The organism is Silvibacterium sp. (assembly GCF_047605705.1).
Lineage (GTDB): Bacteria > Acidobacteriota > Terriglobia > Terriglobales > Acidobacteriaceae > Silvibacterium.
This window is the reverse complement of sequence record NZ_JASGFD010000013.1, coordinates 18,042-32,020: the sequence shown is the minus strand read 5'-3', so window position 1 is coordinate 32,020 and position 13,979 is coordinate 18,042. Positions and strand designations below refer to the sequence as shown.

Here is a 13,979-nt window from a genome sequence, read left to right as displayed (position 1 = left end):
GCGCGCCCAACCCCAGCGCGACGAGCGCGAACAGCAGAAACGCGTATCTCTGGCCGGGTGGCAGCATGACGTCTTGCCGTTACTGCCCCGGCTTCTCCGCCAATTGCGAAATCAGCGCGGGCACCACCTGCTGCACATCGCCCACGACGCCATAGTCTGCCAGCTTAAAGATCGGCGCTTCGCCATCCTTGTTGATCGCCACAATCGTGCGGCTCTTGCTCATGCCGGAAAGATGCTGCACCGCGCCCGAAATGCCCACCGCGATGTAGAGCTTCGGCTGCACCGTCTTACCCGTCTGCCCAACCTGCTCCGCATACGGCCGCCATCCCGCATCCACCACCGCGCGCGTCGCGCCCACAGCCGCGCCCAGCTTATCCGCGAGGCCCTCCACCAACGATGTGAAGCCCTCTGCCGTGCCTACACCGCGTCCGCCCGAGACGACGATCTCCGCCTCGGCCAGCGACACGCGCGACAGCTTCTCCGTCGTGCGGCCTGTCACTTCCACGCGACGCGCCGGCAACTCCAGTTCCACATCGAACTGCTCGCCATGTTCACTCAGCGCTTCCGCAGGCGCGAGAGCACCCGGCTTCACGCTAGCCACGATCACCGGCGCATCGGCCCACACCGTCTCCGTCACACGCGAGAGATACGTGAAGCGCGTCGCTACATAGCCGCCATCCTCATAACGCAAAGCCGTCACGTCTTCCAGTAGCGGCGCATCCAGCTTCACTGCCACGCGCGGGCTCCACGCACGCCCACCGCGCCCCGCGCCCACCAGCACCGCGTGCGACTCGCCTTCTTTCGCGATCTGCGCCACCGCGGCGGCCCATAGCTCAGGATCGTGCGCAGCGAGATCGTCACTGTCCGCCACGAGTACCTGCTCTGCAAGCTGCGCCGCTTCGTTCGCGGCTGCTGCTACGCCTTTGCCCAGCACCAGGATCGCAATCCCACCCTCGCGACCCAGCGCTCGCGCGCAGCTCACCATCTCGCGCGTCACCCGCGCCAGCTTGCCATTGCTGTGCTCCGCCACAATCAGGATCACGCAATCACCCTCGCTTCCTCGCGCAGCAGATGCACCAGCTCTGTCGCCGCAGCGGCTGCATCCTTGCCGTCCAGCACCCTACGCCGCCGTTCCTTCACCTGGATCTCCTCATGCACGCGCCGCAGCAATGGCTTCGTACCGAAGCGCTCCAGCGTCTCCTCGCGCAGCTCCCTCTTCTTCGCTTTCATGATGTTCGGCAGCGTCGGGTAGCGCGGCTCATTCAATCCCTGCTGCGTGGTGATCACCGCCGGCAGCGCCACGCGGAAGCTTTCGCTGCCTTCGTCCACGTCGTGACGCCCGCTCAGCGTCGTGCCTTCCACTTCGAGCGCGCTCGTCCACGTCACCTGCGGCCAGCCCAGCCGCTCGGCCATGGCCGCACCCAGAGCCTGACTGTCCCAGTCCGTTTGCTGACCGCCGCACAGTACCAGCTCTGCTTGCTCTTCCCTGGCAAGCGTGGCAATCACCTTACTCAGCGCGATCGCATCCATCACCTCGTTCGTTTCCACGAGGATTGCGCGGTCCGCGCCGATCGCCAGTGCCGTGCGCAGCGCCTCGCGTACCCGCGCCGGCCCGACGCCTACCGCGATGACTTCGCCTTCGCCCGTCTTCTCGCGAATACGCAGGCACTCTTCGAGTCCGTACTCATCCATGGTGTCGATGACCAGCTTGCTGCTCGCCAAATCCACCGCCCCATCCCGGATACGCACACTCTCTTCGCCATCCGGAACCTGGCGGATCAGTGCCATCATCCGCATCCGTTCCTCCCGCCCAAAAACCAACGGAGAATAGTAGACGCATTTCTCTTCGCCCGTACAGAGCGCATCTCCTCGCACCTACGCCGTAAGGCTGATTACCACGTATGCGCACCAGTCCCGTTACTGCCGCGATGCTTGACATCTCTCACTTTCAGGGCGTATCTGCTTGGACCCGGAACGCAATCCACCCACGCTGGCGTGCGCCTCCACGCAGTCCGTTCCAACTGGATTTCACAGCTTTCGGAGACCCCTATGCCCGGAGCCCTGTTTACTACAGGCCGGCGCAAGCTGCGCAACGATGCGCTGCTTGCGCTGTTCGTCCTTCTTCTTTCCGTCCTCATCGCTTCTCCGCGCCTGCACGCGCAGGCTGTTACCGCAACCCTGCTCGGCACCGTGACCGATAACAGCGGAGCGGCCGTCCCCAGCGCCGCCATTGTCATCACCGAAGCCGCCACCGGCATCGTCCACAACGGCGTAACCAACGAGAGCGGCAATTACACCTTTCCGAATCTGCCTCCGGGCACGTACAGCATCAGTGTCACGGCCAAAGGCTTCAAGAAAGAGGACCGCGAGAACGTCGACGTGCTGGTGAACACCACCACCCGCGTCGATCTCGCGCTGCAACCCGGCAGCGTGAATGAGACCGTCATCGTCACCGCGGCGCCTGCCATCATGCAGACCGACCGCGCCGACGTCAGCATGAACATCGAGTCTCACGTCGTCGAAAACATGCCGCTCTCGGTCAACCAGAATTTCCAGAGCCTGCTCACGCTCGTGCCCGGCGCCGGGCCGCCCATCTTCGAGCACTCACAGTTCTTCAACGCCAGCAGCTCCATCCAGACCGAGGTCAACGGCCAGCCCCGCATGGGCAACAGCTACCAGATCGAAGGCATTGACGATGACGAGCGCACCGGCCTGCTGCAGATCCTCATTCCGCCGCAGCAGTCCATCCAGACCGTCGACGTCTCCACCAGCAACTTCGAGGCAGAGCTGGGCCGCGCCATCGGCACCGTGGCCAACGTCATCATCAAGTCCGGCACCAACCAGTTCCACGGCATGGCCACCGAGTATCTGCAGAACAGCGTCTTCGACGCCCGCGCCTACTTCAACACCAGCGTCGGCCATCTCTCTTACAACTACTTCGGCGGAGGCCTCGGCGGCCCCATCCTCAAGGACAAGCTCTTCTTCTACGGCGATTACTTTCGCTCGCCCGACCACGAAGCCAATTCCAACATCCTCACCATTCCGCCGCAGCAGTGGTACACACCCAACGCCGCCGGCTACATTGACCTGAGCGACCCGCTCTCTTCCAGCGGCAAAGGACAGATCTACGACCCTGCCACGGGCAACGCCGACGGCAGCGGCCGCACACCTTTCGCCAACAACCAAATTCCCTACTCGCGCGTGAACCCTGTCTCCATCGCGCTGATGAAGCTGTTGCCCGCGCCGAACGCCAATCTCGCCACCAGCACCACCTCGCCCACTAACAACTTCTCCATCAACCTGCCATTCCAGAAAACCACCACCCGCTACGACGCGAAGATCGATTACCAGATCACGCAGAAGGACCACCTCAGCGGCCGCTATAACGAGCAGGACGTCAACATCTACCAGGCGCCGGCCTTCGGCGACGCAGGCGGCGGACCCGCGCAGGGAGCCTTCGCCGGAACCGGCAAACAGAACACCTACAGCACCGGCCTCAACTACGATCACGCCTTCTCCGGCACGCTGCTCACCGAGGCGCGCATCGGCGTCGCCCATTACGGCAACAGCGCCCGGCCCTCCGGCTACGGCACCGACTACGCCACGCAGATCGGCATCCCCGGCGTAAACATCAGCGACTTCACCAGCGGCCAGGTGGGGATCTCCATGGGCGACTTCTCCAGCAACCCGCTCATCGGCTACTCCGCATCGATGCCCTGGGTGCGCACCGAGACCAACATCGACGCGGTGAACCACTGGACCAAGATCATCCGCAACCACACCGTCAAATTCGGTGTCGATGTACGCCGCATTCATGACGACCTGCTGCAGGACCAGACCTTCAGCCCCCGCGGCGTCATCACCTTCTCGGAAGACAACACCTCCGAGCCGGGCGCGACGACCAATGTCGCCAACGAAATGGCCAGCCTGCTGCTCGATGTGCCTTCGCAGGAAGGCCGCGATCTCAACACCTACTTCCCCGCTTATCGCCAGTGGTGGTTTTTCGCCTTCGGCGGAGATAAGTGGCAGGTAACGCCAAAGCTCACCGCTGACATTGGCGTCCGCTGGGAGCTCTATCCGCCCGCGACGCCGAAGGAATCGGGCGGCTTCTCCAACTACGATCCCTCGAACAACACGCTGGTCATCGCCGGCGTGGGCAACAACCCCTCGAACCTTGGCATGAAGACCCGTTACAGCTACTTCGCGCCACGTGTCGGCTTCGCCTATCGCGCCACCGAGCAGACCGTGGTGCGCGGCGGCTTCGGCATCAGCTATACGCCGTTCGAGGACAACACCTACGCCTACAACTATCCGGTGCGCGCCAACAACAGCTACCAGCAGCTCAACTCCTACCAGCCCGCCCTGCTCAGCAACGGCTCGACCGCGACCTTTCAGGCGGGATTCCCCGCGCCGGTCGCCATCACCATCCCTGCGGACGGCATCCTCACCGCGCCCATCAGCCAGTCCTACGTCGTCATCCCGAAGGACTTCTACAATCCCTACGTCGAGTCGTGGAATGTCGCTGTGCAGCAGTCACTGCCCGCGCAGTTCACCTTCACGCTCTCCTACGTGGCCAATCACGGCGTGCACATCGGCGCCGCGCAGAACATCAACCTGCCGTCCTCACCCGGCCTCGGCACCGCGGGCGAACCGGAGTACATCGCCTACGGCCGCAGCGCCGCTACCAATGTCTACTTCCTCGGCTACTCCTCGAATTACCAGTCGCTCCAGGCGCAGCTCAATCGCCGCTTTGCCAACAGTCTCGGCGTCATCACATCCTTCACCTGGGGCAAAGGCCTCGGCTACCAGACCAGCGACGACGGCGGCCTGCTTTTCTGGCTCGACCAGCGCCACAACTACGCGCCCAACGACTTCGACCATCGCCTCAACTTCGAGGAGAGCCTCACCTACGATCTGCCCTGGGGACCCAACAAGCGCTGGCTCAATCACGGCGTGGCGGCATCGGTCATCGGCGGATGGAAGCTCTCTGCCATCATCTCCATCTACTCCGGCCTGCCCTTCGACGTCGAAGCCAACGGAGGCACCCTCAACACGCCCGGCCAGCAGCAGATGGCGAACCTCGTGAAGCCCTTCCACGTAACGCACGGAATTGGTGCGAGCCGTTACTGGTTCGACCCCACCTCCTTCTCGCAACCCGCGGGATGCCCCACCACCGGCACCTGCCAGCTCACCTACGGCTCGGTGATGGGCAACGTGGGACGCAACGCCTACTACGGCCCGGGCTATATCCAGGACAATGTATCGCTCTTCAAGACCTTTCGCCTGTGGGAGGAGTTGTCGCTTGAAACCCGCGCCGACGCCTTCCAGCTCAGCAACACGCCGCAGTTCGCCAGCCCGTCGAGCTCCCTCACCAGCACCACCTTCGGCAAAGTCACAAGCACCGTCGGCAGCGGCACCGGCATCAACGGCATCGGAGGAGGCCGGGCCCTTCAGCTCGCCGCCACGCTCCGCTTCTGATTCTCCGTATAACTGTCATTCCGACCGGAGCGAAGCGAAGTGGAGGAACCTGCGGTTTTCCAATAAGCGAGGACGGGTGCCCACGTCTTGATTCTGAGACGTGGGTACTCCCACAGACTTCGATTGGCTTTTCTTTACGACTACGAATCTCGAACCCAAGATCGCGACCAACGGGAGCGGGGCCGAAGGCAGAAGGCCTGGACGGCCAGTCCGACAGACAATCCCTAGTCTCGCCAGCGATACCCCATCCCGGCCAGCACGCCGCGCATGTATGAGAAGCTCGCGATCACACCCGGCATCGGATCGTCGCCGTGTACCTCGTATTCGAGATCCACATAGCCCGCATACTTCGTCTTGATCAGCGCCTCGAAGATCTCCCGCACCGGCATCTTGCCGTCGCCCACGGCCACCTGGCTCTCTTTGCTGGTGAAGTCGGTGAGGTCTTTCATGTGCATGTTAAACAGCCTCGGCCCGGCTGCATGAATCGCCTCGACTACATCCGTACCCGCGCGCACGCAATGCCCTACATCGATGCAGCAACCCATGCGGGGATCCATGCCCTTCACTGCCTTCAGGACATCGAGCGGCGACTTCCAGATCTTGTCCTCCGGGCCGTGATTGTGGATCGCGAGGCGAATGTCGTACTGCTTCACAAACTTCTCGATGCGCGGCAGCGTCTCCGGCGTCGGATCGCCCGCGACGATCACCGATACACCCGCGCGCTTTGCATATTCGAACTTCTCGCGGATGTCGTCGTCCTCATCCTTCGGGAAATACACCGCACCCACCGCATGCAGCGTGATGCCGTTGCTCTTGTAGTCGGCCACAGCCGCATCCTCGCCCGCTGCATCCAGCGGAAGATGATCCTTCGCGTCCTTCGCATTCAGCGCGTCGATGCTCAGCTGCTTCAGATAACCGATCATCTGCGCCCGCGTGAACTCGCGGAAGGTATAGCTCGCCATTCCCAGCTTCACCGGCGAGGGGCCGCCGCCCGCGGGCATCGGCGGCAGCGCGAACGCGCCGTCGAAGGCCATCGCAGGCACAGCCAGAGCCCCGGCAGCCATGAATCCACGTCTTGTCACACTCATCACTCTTCCTCTATTCGTAACCGACTCAATTACAAATGCGGCGCCCAGCCTTTTTCATACTCGCGATCCCAGTACTTCATCGCCTCGGCGTCGTTGAGAATGTGCGCATCCTTGGGATCGGTCTTAAGCTCGCGGTTCACGAACCATGCAATGTTCGCAAGCTGCATCGAGGTCACCGACACATTGCCCACCGCAATCGGCGCGTTCAGCTTCTCGCCCTTCTTGATCCCGGCAATAAAGTTCGCGAAGTGCGCATCGGTCATCGAATCAGCGCCCACCAGATCCGCAGACGATTCCTGCGCAGCCGCCTTCTTCTCGTCGACCTTCTTGCCCTTCAGGTCGTAGACTTCATACCCGCCGCGATCGACCACCACCGAGCCGGTCTCGCCCATGATCGCCGAGCCGCGGTCACGCCCGTAGAAGAGCATGTTGTTGCAGCACTTGCATTCCCAGCTGATGAGCTTGTCCTCATAGTCGAGGCTCGTCGTCAGCGTGTCGTAGAATTGCCAGTCGTCCTTGTACGCATAGCGGCCGCCCGCAGCCGTGACGCGCTGCGGATAGTCCACGCCAAGCGCCCAGCGGCATACGTCGATCTCATGCGTGCCGTTGTTCAGCGTCTCGCCCGTGCCCCACACGCGGAACCAGTGCCAGTTGTACGGCTGCACGTTGTCGCGATACTGCTGCCGTGGCGCAGGCCCCTGCCACAGATCCCAGTCGAGCGTCGCCGGCACCGGCGCAGGCTTGCCGTAGCCGATCGACTTGCGCGTATTGCTGTACCAGGCCTTCGCGTAATACGCGCGGCCAATCAGCCCGTTGTGAATCTTGTCGACGATCTCGATGGTGTGCGCGGAGGAGCGCTGCTGCGTGCCCATCTGCACCAGCTTGCCGTACTTCTGCTGCGCCTTCACCAGCAGCGCACCTTCACCCGGATTGTGGCTACATGGCTTCTCCACGTACACGTTCTTGCCCGCCTCGAGCCCAAGGATCGCCATCGGCGCATGCCAGTGGTCCGGCGTCGCAATGGTGATCGCGTCCACGTCCTTCTTCGCCAGTACCTCGCGAAAATCCTTCACGGCCGTGGGCTTTTCGCCCATCGCCTCTTCGGCCTTTCCTGCAAACTTCGCCAGGATGTTCGACTCCACATCGCACACATACGCGATGCGCGCCTCGGCCTTGTTCGCCTTCAGCGAGGAAAGATGCGCATAGGCGCGGCTGTTCAGTCCGATCACCGCAAAGTTCAGCCGGTCGTTCGCGCCCACAATCTGCGCATAACTCTTCGCGGTCGAACTCACCGCCAACCCGGCCGCACCCACGGCCAGCGTGTCCAGAAACTCTCTGCGAGTCACCATCGTTGTCCCCTTCTGCGTGCACAAAAGAAAACGCCCTTCCTGAAAAGGAAGGGCGTTGGATCTAGCAGCGAAGTCCAGCCTTCGCCAGTGTCTTCTTCAGTCCGTCCATGCTGATGCGCGTCGAAGCTTCCGGCGTGCCCGCGCCGCGCCAGTGCGTCTCCAGGCTCACCGCATAGTGGAAGCCGTCGCGCTGCAACGCCTGGAACTGGCCCACCCAGTCGACGATGCCGCCGCCCACCGGGGCCCAGTCATACTTGCCCTCAGGCTTCCGCACCACATCCTTCACATGGCAGTGCCCGATGCGCTGCTTCGGCAGCAATTTGTACCCATCGGGATACGGCGTCGAGCCCAGCGCCGCCGCGTTGCCCGGATCCCAGTTCAGCATGAAGTTCGGATTCTTCACCTCGGCCAGCACCGCCGCGCTCTCTTCGCCCGTCGCCGTGTTGCACGACATCTCGTTCTCGAGCAGCAGGATCAGCTTGTCCTTCGCGCAGCGTGCTGCGGCCTCGCGCAGCTTCGCGTTGATCGCCGCGCGATACGGCTTCTGATCGTCGAGCCGCCAGAAATCGAAGCAGCGGATCCGGTCCGTATCGAAGGCATGCGCCAGCGTGATGCAGCGCTCCAACAGCCTGTCCTGCGCCTTCGCGTCGAAGTCGGCATGAAACTGGTCTCTGTGCTCGCTCTGCTTCGAGAGCGGCGCGCCCGGCCAATCCGTCTTGAAGAGCGGGCTTGCGATGTCCGTCACACGCAGCTTGTACTGCGCGAGGATCTTCTTCGCATCCTCCACCTGTGCATCGCTCAGGTCGGTGACGTTCTTGTTCCACATGCCGCGAATTTCGATCCAGTGCAGACCGAAGTCCTCGGCCGCAACCTTGCAGCTATGTTCGAAGTCCTGCGAAATCTCGTCGTTGATCACCGAGAGCCGGAAGGGACAAGCCCCATCGGCGCCAAGCGCAATCTTTCCCATCCATGACGGCATGGCCGCCGCCACTCCTGCCGCACCCAGTCCTGCTAGCACACTGCGCCGCGAATACGTCATCCGCCGCTATCCTCCTGCAATCGTGAGGTCACGAGCAAAAGAGCCTGTCGGGAAACAGGCTCTTTTCACACGGTCACCATCATCAGCCCTTGGCAGGCGATCTGTCACTGTCTGGAATAAATTTCCGATGAGAAACGGGCGCACATGACTCAGGTCCGGGTCCCCGCCCATGCGCAGCTTTCCGCAAGCTCTGAGTAGAGGAAGCCTGTGCTTGGAAGTGAGACGGGAGATGCCAGGGGCCTGGGCTCGCTATACCCCACACCCCATCCTCTACACCCGCGTACTTACGCCCTGCTCTTGCCGCCGGTAAATACCCAGGCCAGCGAAAACAGCGTGATCAGCGCGATGATGCCCTGCGAGATGACGCAATAGAGGCAGTACACCTCGAGCTTGTGCGCCTCGATGTTGGTCAGATACAGCGCGAAACCGAGACCCACCACCGCGGCCAGCAGCGTGAGAGCGCGCTTGCGCGCAAAGGCCACGATCGCCAGCGCCAGGTATCCCGCAATGCCGATCGCCGCCACGGGAACCGGCCCGAGCATCGCATAGCGGCTGTGGTTCACGATGCCGCAATCCCAGTGCGCATTGATGTCGCAGGGCTGAACGTCATTTGTGTAATGAACGTGCAGGGCAAGGCTCGAAACGATGACGCCGGCCAGGGCGAGAACAGCAATCAGATACCGCATCCGCGTAACTTTCTCCTTCGCGCAACGTCCCTATCATTACGATGACCCGCCGTGCGCCATTCGCGGGACTCCGCTCTTAGGAGATAAGATTAAATCAGAGCCATGATGGGATTTCAGATGCGTACCTTCTTTGCCGCTTCCGCCGCCGCTATCGTTGCCGTTGCCGCGCCCCTCTGCCACGCCGAGAACGCGCAGAGCGCCCTCAAGCCGCCGGCCGGCTCGCACGTCGCCATCGTCGAGTTCGCCGACCTCGAGTGCCCCATGTGCGCGCATGAAAATCCTGTCCTCATGGACGCCATCGCCAAGTACCACGTGCCGTGGATCCGCCACGACTTCCCCCTGCAGATGCACGTCTGGAGCTTCCAGGCAGCCGTGAACGCGCGCTGGTTCGACACGCAGAACAAGAAGCTGGGCGACGACTACCGCAACGCCGTCTTCGCCAGCCAGAACAGCATCGAGACCAAGGACGACCTCGCCAGCTTCACCCAGAAGTTCGCCCAGCAGCACGGCACCGGTCTTCCCTTCGTCGTCGATCCGCAGGGCAAGCTGACCGACGAGGTCAAGGCTGACTACAACCTCGGCATGCAGCTCGGCGTACACCAGACGCCCACCGCCTGGGTCGTAACCGACGGCACCGGCGGCGCCGCCCCAAAGACCGAAGTCACCGACTTCAACAAGCTCTACACCATGCTCGACCAGGCCATCGCACAGACCAGCCACGGCAAGAAGTAAGCCGGGGCTCAGATAGAGCATCCACCTCGACGGTGGCCCATTCAAGCCCGGTTTTGGCTTGAGTGGGGAAGCACAAACTCCAAAGCAGAGCTGTCATTCCGGCCGCTCCGGCCGGAATGACAGGTTTTTTAGGGAGATAGTTCCGATTCCCCGCATCCTCGCCCCTGAGACGCAGGATCTTCCACAGCTCCCAAAGGCCAGCTCCCCAGGGGCTGGCCTTTTCTACACCCTGCGCCCTGTCCCCTCCCCCTTAGCTATGATGGATTCGTCTATGTCCTTCGCAGCGAATCTCGACTCCATTCAGGCCGCGCTCCGTGAAGCCGGTCTCGACGGCTGGCTCTTTTACGATCACCACCACCGCGACCCCATTGCCTACCGCATCCTCGGCCTGCCGGCCAATGCGCATGTCACGCGCCGCTGGTACTACTTCGTGCCCGCCGTCGGCGAGCCGCGCAAGCTCGTGCACCGCATCGAGGCAGGCCGCCTCGACACGCTGCCCGGCACGAAAGGCGTCTACTCCTCATGGCAGGAGCTCGAATCCGGCCTCGAGACCATGCTGCGCCCCTTTACGAAGTTCGCCATGCAGTACTCGCCGCGAAACGCCATCATGTACGTCTCCATGGTCGATGCCGGCACCGTCGAGTTCCTCCGCGAAAAAGGCAAGACTATCGTCAGCTCGGCCGACCTCGTCAGCCAGTTCGAAGCCGTGCTCTCTACCGCCGCCATCACCAGCCACTTCGAGGCCCAGGCCGCCATCGACACGATCCTCGCCGAGGGCTTCCGCGAGATCGGCCGCCGCCTGCGCCCAGCCTCTGGCAGTGCAGTCCGCACCACCGAATTCGACATCGTCCAGTGGCTCTCCGAAGCCATGCGCCGCGAAAGCCTCACCTGGGAGAACGGCCCGAACGTCTCGGTAAACGAGAACAGCGCCGACTCGCACTATGAGCCGACCGCCGAAGGCTCGCGAGAGATCCGCAACGGCGACTTCGTGCTCATCGACATCTGGGGCCGCAAGGATCGCCCCGACACCTGCTACTACGACATCACCTGGACCGGCGTCGCCGGCCGCGAGCCCTCGGACGAGGAGCAGAAGGTCTTCTCCATCGTCACCGCCGCGCGCGATGCCGCCATTCACGCCGTCACCAGCGCCTACGCACAGCGCCGCCCCATTGCCGGATGGGAAGCGGACGAGGCCTGCCGCAAGGTCATCACTGACGCCGGTTACGGCCCGTGGTTCACGCATCGCACCGGCCACAACATCGGCTTTGAGATCCACGGCTCGGGCGCGCACCTCGACAACCTCGAGACGCATGACGAGCGCCTGCTCCTGCCCCACACCTGCTTCTCGGTCGAACCCGGCATCTACCTCGAGAAGTTCGGCCTGCGCAGCGAAATCGACATGATCACCAGCAACGAGAAGGCCGTAGTCACCGGCCGCATCCAGACGGAACTGGTAAGAATCTAGCGTTTAGCCGCTAGCTTCTAGCTTTTAGCTCTGCCAGAAAGACAGCGGGGTCTTTCTGGCCCGGCTCCCCAGGAAAGAAAAGCAGCCCTCTGCCCTCGCCCCAACGGGCTCGGAGCTAGAAGCTAAAGGCTAGTAGCTGTATATTCAAAATGATGGCCTCGAAGGTGCAAGTCCCCGCAAAACCGGAAACCAAGGGCTTCGTCTACTCCGCTCTCCTCGCGGGATGGCTGGTCCCCGGCGCGGGCCACCTGCTGATCGGCAAGTGGGGACGTGCTCTGCTCCTCTTCGTCTCGATCACCGCCATGTTCTGGCTCGGCATCGCCATGCAGGGCAAGCTCTACCAGCCCAACACCGGCGACGTGCTCGACATGCTCGGCTTCGTCGGCGACCTCGGCAACGGACTCTATTACATCCTCGGCCGCATCTTCGACCTCGGCCACAGCGCCGTGCAGATCGCCACCGCCGACTATGGCACCAAGTTTGTCGTCGTCGCAGGCCTGCTGAACTTCATCTCCGCGGTCGACGCGCACAACCTGCGCATCGGGAGGAAGCTCTAGTGTTCGCCCCCTCGCACTTCACGGCCGTTCTGCTCTTCGCCACCTTCGCCTCGGTGGTCTTCGGCATCACCCAGCGCTCCACCCCGCGGGCCATGCTCCGCTACGGCCTCTTCTGCTGGGTCAGCTTCGTAGGCGTGGTCATCGCCGCCAGCTGGCTGATGTTCTTCATCCGCCGCTAAAAGCAGGGTGTAGGGGATAGGGTATTGAGGCTCTGTTCTGCAAAGACTTTCCTGTCAGAAAAATAGACTTACAGGATCCGATGGTGGCCCATGCAAGCCTGCAGTTGGCTTGAGTGGGGAAGCACAAATACCGTGCCCGCATGTTTCGATTTTTGAGATAGGGAATCCGCAGTCCCAGCCTCGCGAAACCAGAGTACGAATCCGGCGCAGGCTCGAGCTTTGCTGCACCTCACACCCTATTCCCAGCTAGTTATATCGACATATTCTGAATGCCTGCCTTTGGCAGGATTTTTCAAGAGAAGCTTGTTTCGAGGTTGGAAATAGAGCAGCCAAACAATATGTCGATACGACCTAGCTTTTCCTCTCCCAAAGCATCGCATCGAAGCTATGCATCGGGCGGAAGCCTGTCTGCTCGTAGAGCGCGATCGCGCCGCGGTTGGCCTTCGTCACGGTCAGCGTGAGCGCCCGGAAGCCGCGCGCCTGCACGTCGACGATGCATGCATCAAGCAGCGCCCGTCCCAGTCCCTTGCCGCGGAACTGTGGAGCCACACACAGCTGCGTCACATGCGCCACATCCTCCCGCACGCGGGAGCACAGCAGCAGTCCGGCCAGTCCGTGACCACCGGGATAGGTCAGCACCCGCGAGGCCGGCGGATCGAAGAAGCCGCAGCCCGGGAAGCGCACGATGTTATGCAGAAAGCGCAGCGACCCGGCGACCGTCCGGTACTGGTCGTTGATATGGCTGTCCAGGTGCCCGCGATAGGCCTCAGAAATCAGGTGCGAGGCCGCATGGAAGTCCTCATCCCGCCACGGACGCATCTGTATCCCGGCCGGGGCATGCACGGAGCGCGGAGCCGGACGCGGCCCGCTCAGGTCCAGCCGAAGGAATAACCGCTCGGCCGTCTCGAAGCCATCGCGCTCAAAGATCGGAGAATGCTCTCCATGCGGATGCAGCAGCAGCTGAGACTCGATCCGGTCGACACCCGGCGAGTGCTGGAGCATCTCGATCAGGCTCTCCAGCAGCCGGCTCTCGATCTCCTCGCGGCTGATCCCCGAACCCGGCGGCGGCGCGGCGAAGACATCCCCGATCACCGCCTTGTTTTCTTCGTAAACGCAGAAGATATAGCCGGCGATGCGCCCGCCTTCGATAGCCACGTACCCCGGCAGCACCCGCAAGTCCAGATATTGAAGCAACAGGTTCGCCGAGGCGCGATAGTCCCATTGCAGGCGCTCGCTCCACACCCGCGCCTCTGCATCCAGCAGCGGGCGCAGGCTGGCTGCCGAGAAATGCCGGAGGTCGAGAATCTCGAGGTTCAGCGCTGGGGTCATAGGCTTTGGATCGCGGAAGATCTCGTTTTGATACACGAATCCGGCGCGGTCTTCGCTCGCCGTTGCCGGTTCGGAAC

12 protein-coding genes are annotated in these 13,979 nt (G+C 62.5%); 5 read left to right on the top strand and 7 right to left on the bottom strand.

Features of this window, described 5'->3' with window-relative positions:
- Positions 1-79: 79 nt before the first annotated feature.
- On the bottom strand, positions 80-1,042 hold the full coding sequence (locus QM649_RS06705; protein WP_415198248.1) for an electron transfer flavoprotein subunit alpha/FixB family protein: 963 nt from the start codon (positions 1,040-1,042) through the stop codon (positions 80-82).
- Positions 1,039-1,791, bottom strand: a complete 753-nt coding sequence (locus QM649_RS06700) for an electron transfer flavoprotein subunit beta/FixA family protein (RefSeq protein WP_415198247.1) — start codon at positions 1,789-1,791, stop codon at positions 1,039-1,041. Before QM649_RS06700 ends, QM649_RS06705 begins: the two co-directional genes overlap by 4 nt.
- 258 nt (positions 1,792-2,049) lie before the next feature.
- Between QM649_RS06700 and QM649_RS06695 the strand changes: the two genes are divergently transcribed.
- The gene (locus tag QM649_RS06695) at positions 2,050-5,478 is read left to right on the top strand and encodes a carboxypeptidase regulatory-like domain-containing protein (protein WP_415198246.1); all 3,429 of its coding nucleotides are present in this window, start codon (positions 2,050-2,052) and stop codon (positions 5,476-5,478) included.
- Between the two features lie 224 nt (positions 5,479-5,702).
- On the opposite strand, the gene QM649_RS06690 is transcribed toward QM649_RS06695, so the two are convergent.
- The 4 genes from QM649_RS06690 to QM649_RS06675 form a co-directional block, all read right to left on the bottom strand.
- A complete protein-coding gene (locus tag QM649_RS06690; protein ID WP_415198245.1) occupies positions 5,703-6,566 on the bottom strand; it encodes a sugar phosphate isomerase/epimerase family protein in 864 nt (287 codons plus the stop codon).
- Positions 6,567-6,595: 29 nt separating this feature from the next.
- A complete protein-coding gene (locus QM649_RS06685; RefSeq protein WP_415198244.1) occupies positions 6,596-7,915 on the bottom strand; it encodes a Gfo/Idh/MocA family oxidoreductase in 1,320 nt (439 codons plus the stop codon).
- 61 nt (positions 7,916-7,976) lie between these two features.
- On the bottom strand, positions 7,977-8,954 hold the full coding sequence (locus tag QM649_RS06680) for a sugar phosphate isomerase/epimerase family protein (RefSeq protein WP_415198243.1): 978 nt from the start codon (positions 8,952-8,954) through the stop codon (positions 7,977-7,979).
- Positions 8,955-9,238: 284 nt separating this feature from the next.
- Positions 9,239-9,640, bottom strand: coding sequence for a vitamin K epoxide reductase family protein (locus QM649_RS06675; RefSeq protein WP_415198242.1), 402 nt, complete (start codon positions 9,638-9,640; stop codon positions 9,239-9,241).
- 102 nt (positions 9,641-9,742) lie between these two features.
- On the opposite strand from QM649_RS06675, the gene QM649_RS06670 reads away from it, so the two are divergent.
- The 4 genes from QM649_RS06670 (at position 9,743) to QM649_RS06655 (ending at position 12,573) form a co-directional block, all read left to right on the top strand.
- Positions 9,743-10,372, top strand: coding sequence for a DsbA family protein (locus QM649_RS06670; protein ID WP_415198241.1), 630 nt, complete (start codon positions 9,743-9,745; stop codon positions 10,370-10,372).
- A 271-nt stretch (positions 10,373-10,643) separates the two neighbouring features.
- Positions 10,644-11,837 (top strand): M24 family metallopeptidase, encoded by a 1,194-nt coding sequence (locus QM649_RS06665; RefSeq protein WP_415198240.1) that lies wholly within the window; start codon positions 10,644-10,646, stop codon positions 11,835-11,837.
- Positions 11,838-11,989: 152 nt separating this feature from the next.
- Positions 11,990-12,394 (top strand): DUF6677 family protein, encoded by a 405-nt coding sequence (locus QM649_RS06660; RefSeq protein ID WP_415198304.1) that lies wholly within the window; start codon positions 11,990-11,992, stop codon positions 12,392-12,394.
- Complete coding sequence (locus QM649_RS06655; protein ID WP_415198239.1) at positions 12,394-12,573, top strand: hypothetical protein; 180 nt, start codon at positions 12,394-12,396, stop codon at positions 12,571-12,573. Before QM649_RS06660 ends, QM649_RS06655 begins: the two co-directional genes overlap by 1 nt.
- A gap of 351 nt (positions 12,574-12,924) precedes the next feature.
- Here QM649_RS06655 and QM649_RS06650 read toward each other — a convergent pair whose 3' ends face one another.
- Positions 12,925-13,938 carry a GNAT family N-acetyltransferase gene (locus QM649_RS06650; protein ID WP_415198238.1) on the bottom strand — a complete coding sequence of 338 codons (1,014 nt, stop codon included), beginning with the start codon at positions 13,936-13,938 and terminating at the stop codon, positions 12,925-12,927.
- Positions 13,939-13,979 lie beyond the last annotated feature (41 nt).

What these genes read in the sequence shown, in the direction of transcription:
- QM649_RS06700 (WP_415198247.1), bottom strand. Translation starts at nt 1,791, where the DNA reads ATGATGGCACTGATCCGCCAGGTTCCGGATGGCGAAGAGAGTGTGCGT.
- QM649_RS06695 (WP_415198246.1), top strand. Translation starts at nt 2,050, where the DNA reads ATGCCCGGAGCCCTGTTTACTACAGGCCGGCGCAAGCTGCGCAACGAT.
- QM649_RS06690 (WP_415198245.1), bottom strand. Translation starts at nt 6,566, where the DNA reads ATGAGTGTGACAAGACGTGGATTCATGGCTGCCGGGGCTCTGGCTGTG.
- QM649_RS06685 (WP_415198244.1), bottom strand. Translation starts at nt 7,915, where the DNA reads ATGGTGACTCGCAGAGAGTTTCTGGACACGCTGGCCGTGGGTGCGGCC.
- QM649_RS06680 (WP_415198243.1), bottom strand. Translation starts at nt 8,954, where the DNA reads ATGACGTATTCGCGGCGCAGTGTGCTAGCAGGACTGGGTGCGGCAGGA.
- QM649_RS06675 (WP_415198242.1), bottom strand. Translation starts at nt 9,640, where the DNA reads ATGCGGTATCTGATTGCTGTTCTCGCCCTGGCCGGCGTCATCGTTTCG.
- QM649_RS06670 (WP_415198241.1), top strand. Translation starts at nt 9,743, where the DNA reads ATGATGGGATTTCAGATGCGTACCTTCTTTGCCGCTTCCGCCGCCGCT.
- QM649_RS06665 (WP_415198240.1), top strand. Translation starts at nt 10,644, where the DNA reads ATGTCCTTCGCAGCGAATCTCGACTCCATTCAGGCCGCGCTCCGTGAA.
- QM649_RS06660 (WP_415198304.1), top strand. Translation starts at nt 11,990, where the DNA reads ATGGCCTCGAAGGTGCAAGTCCCCGCAAAACCGGAAACCAAGGGCTTC.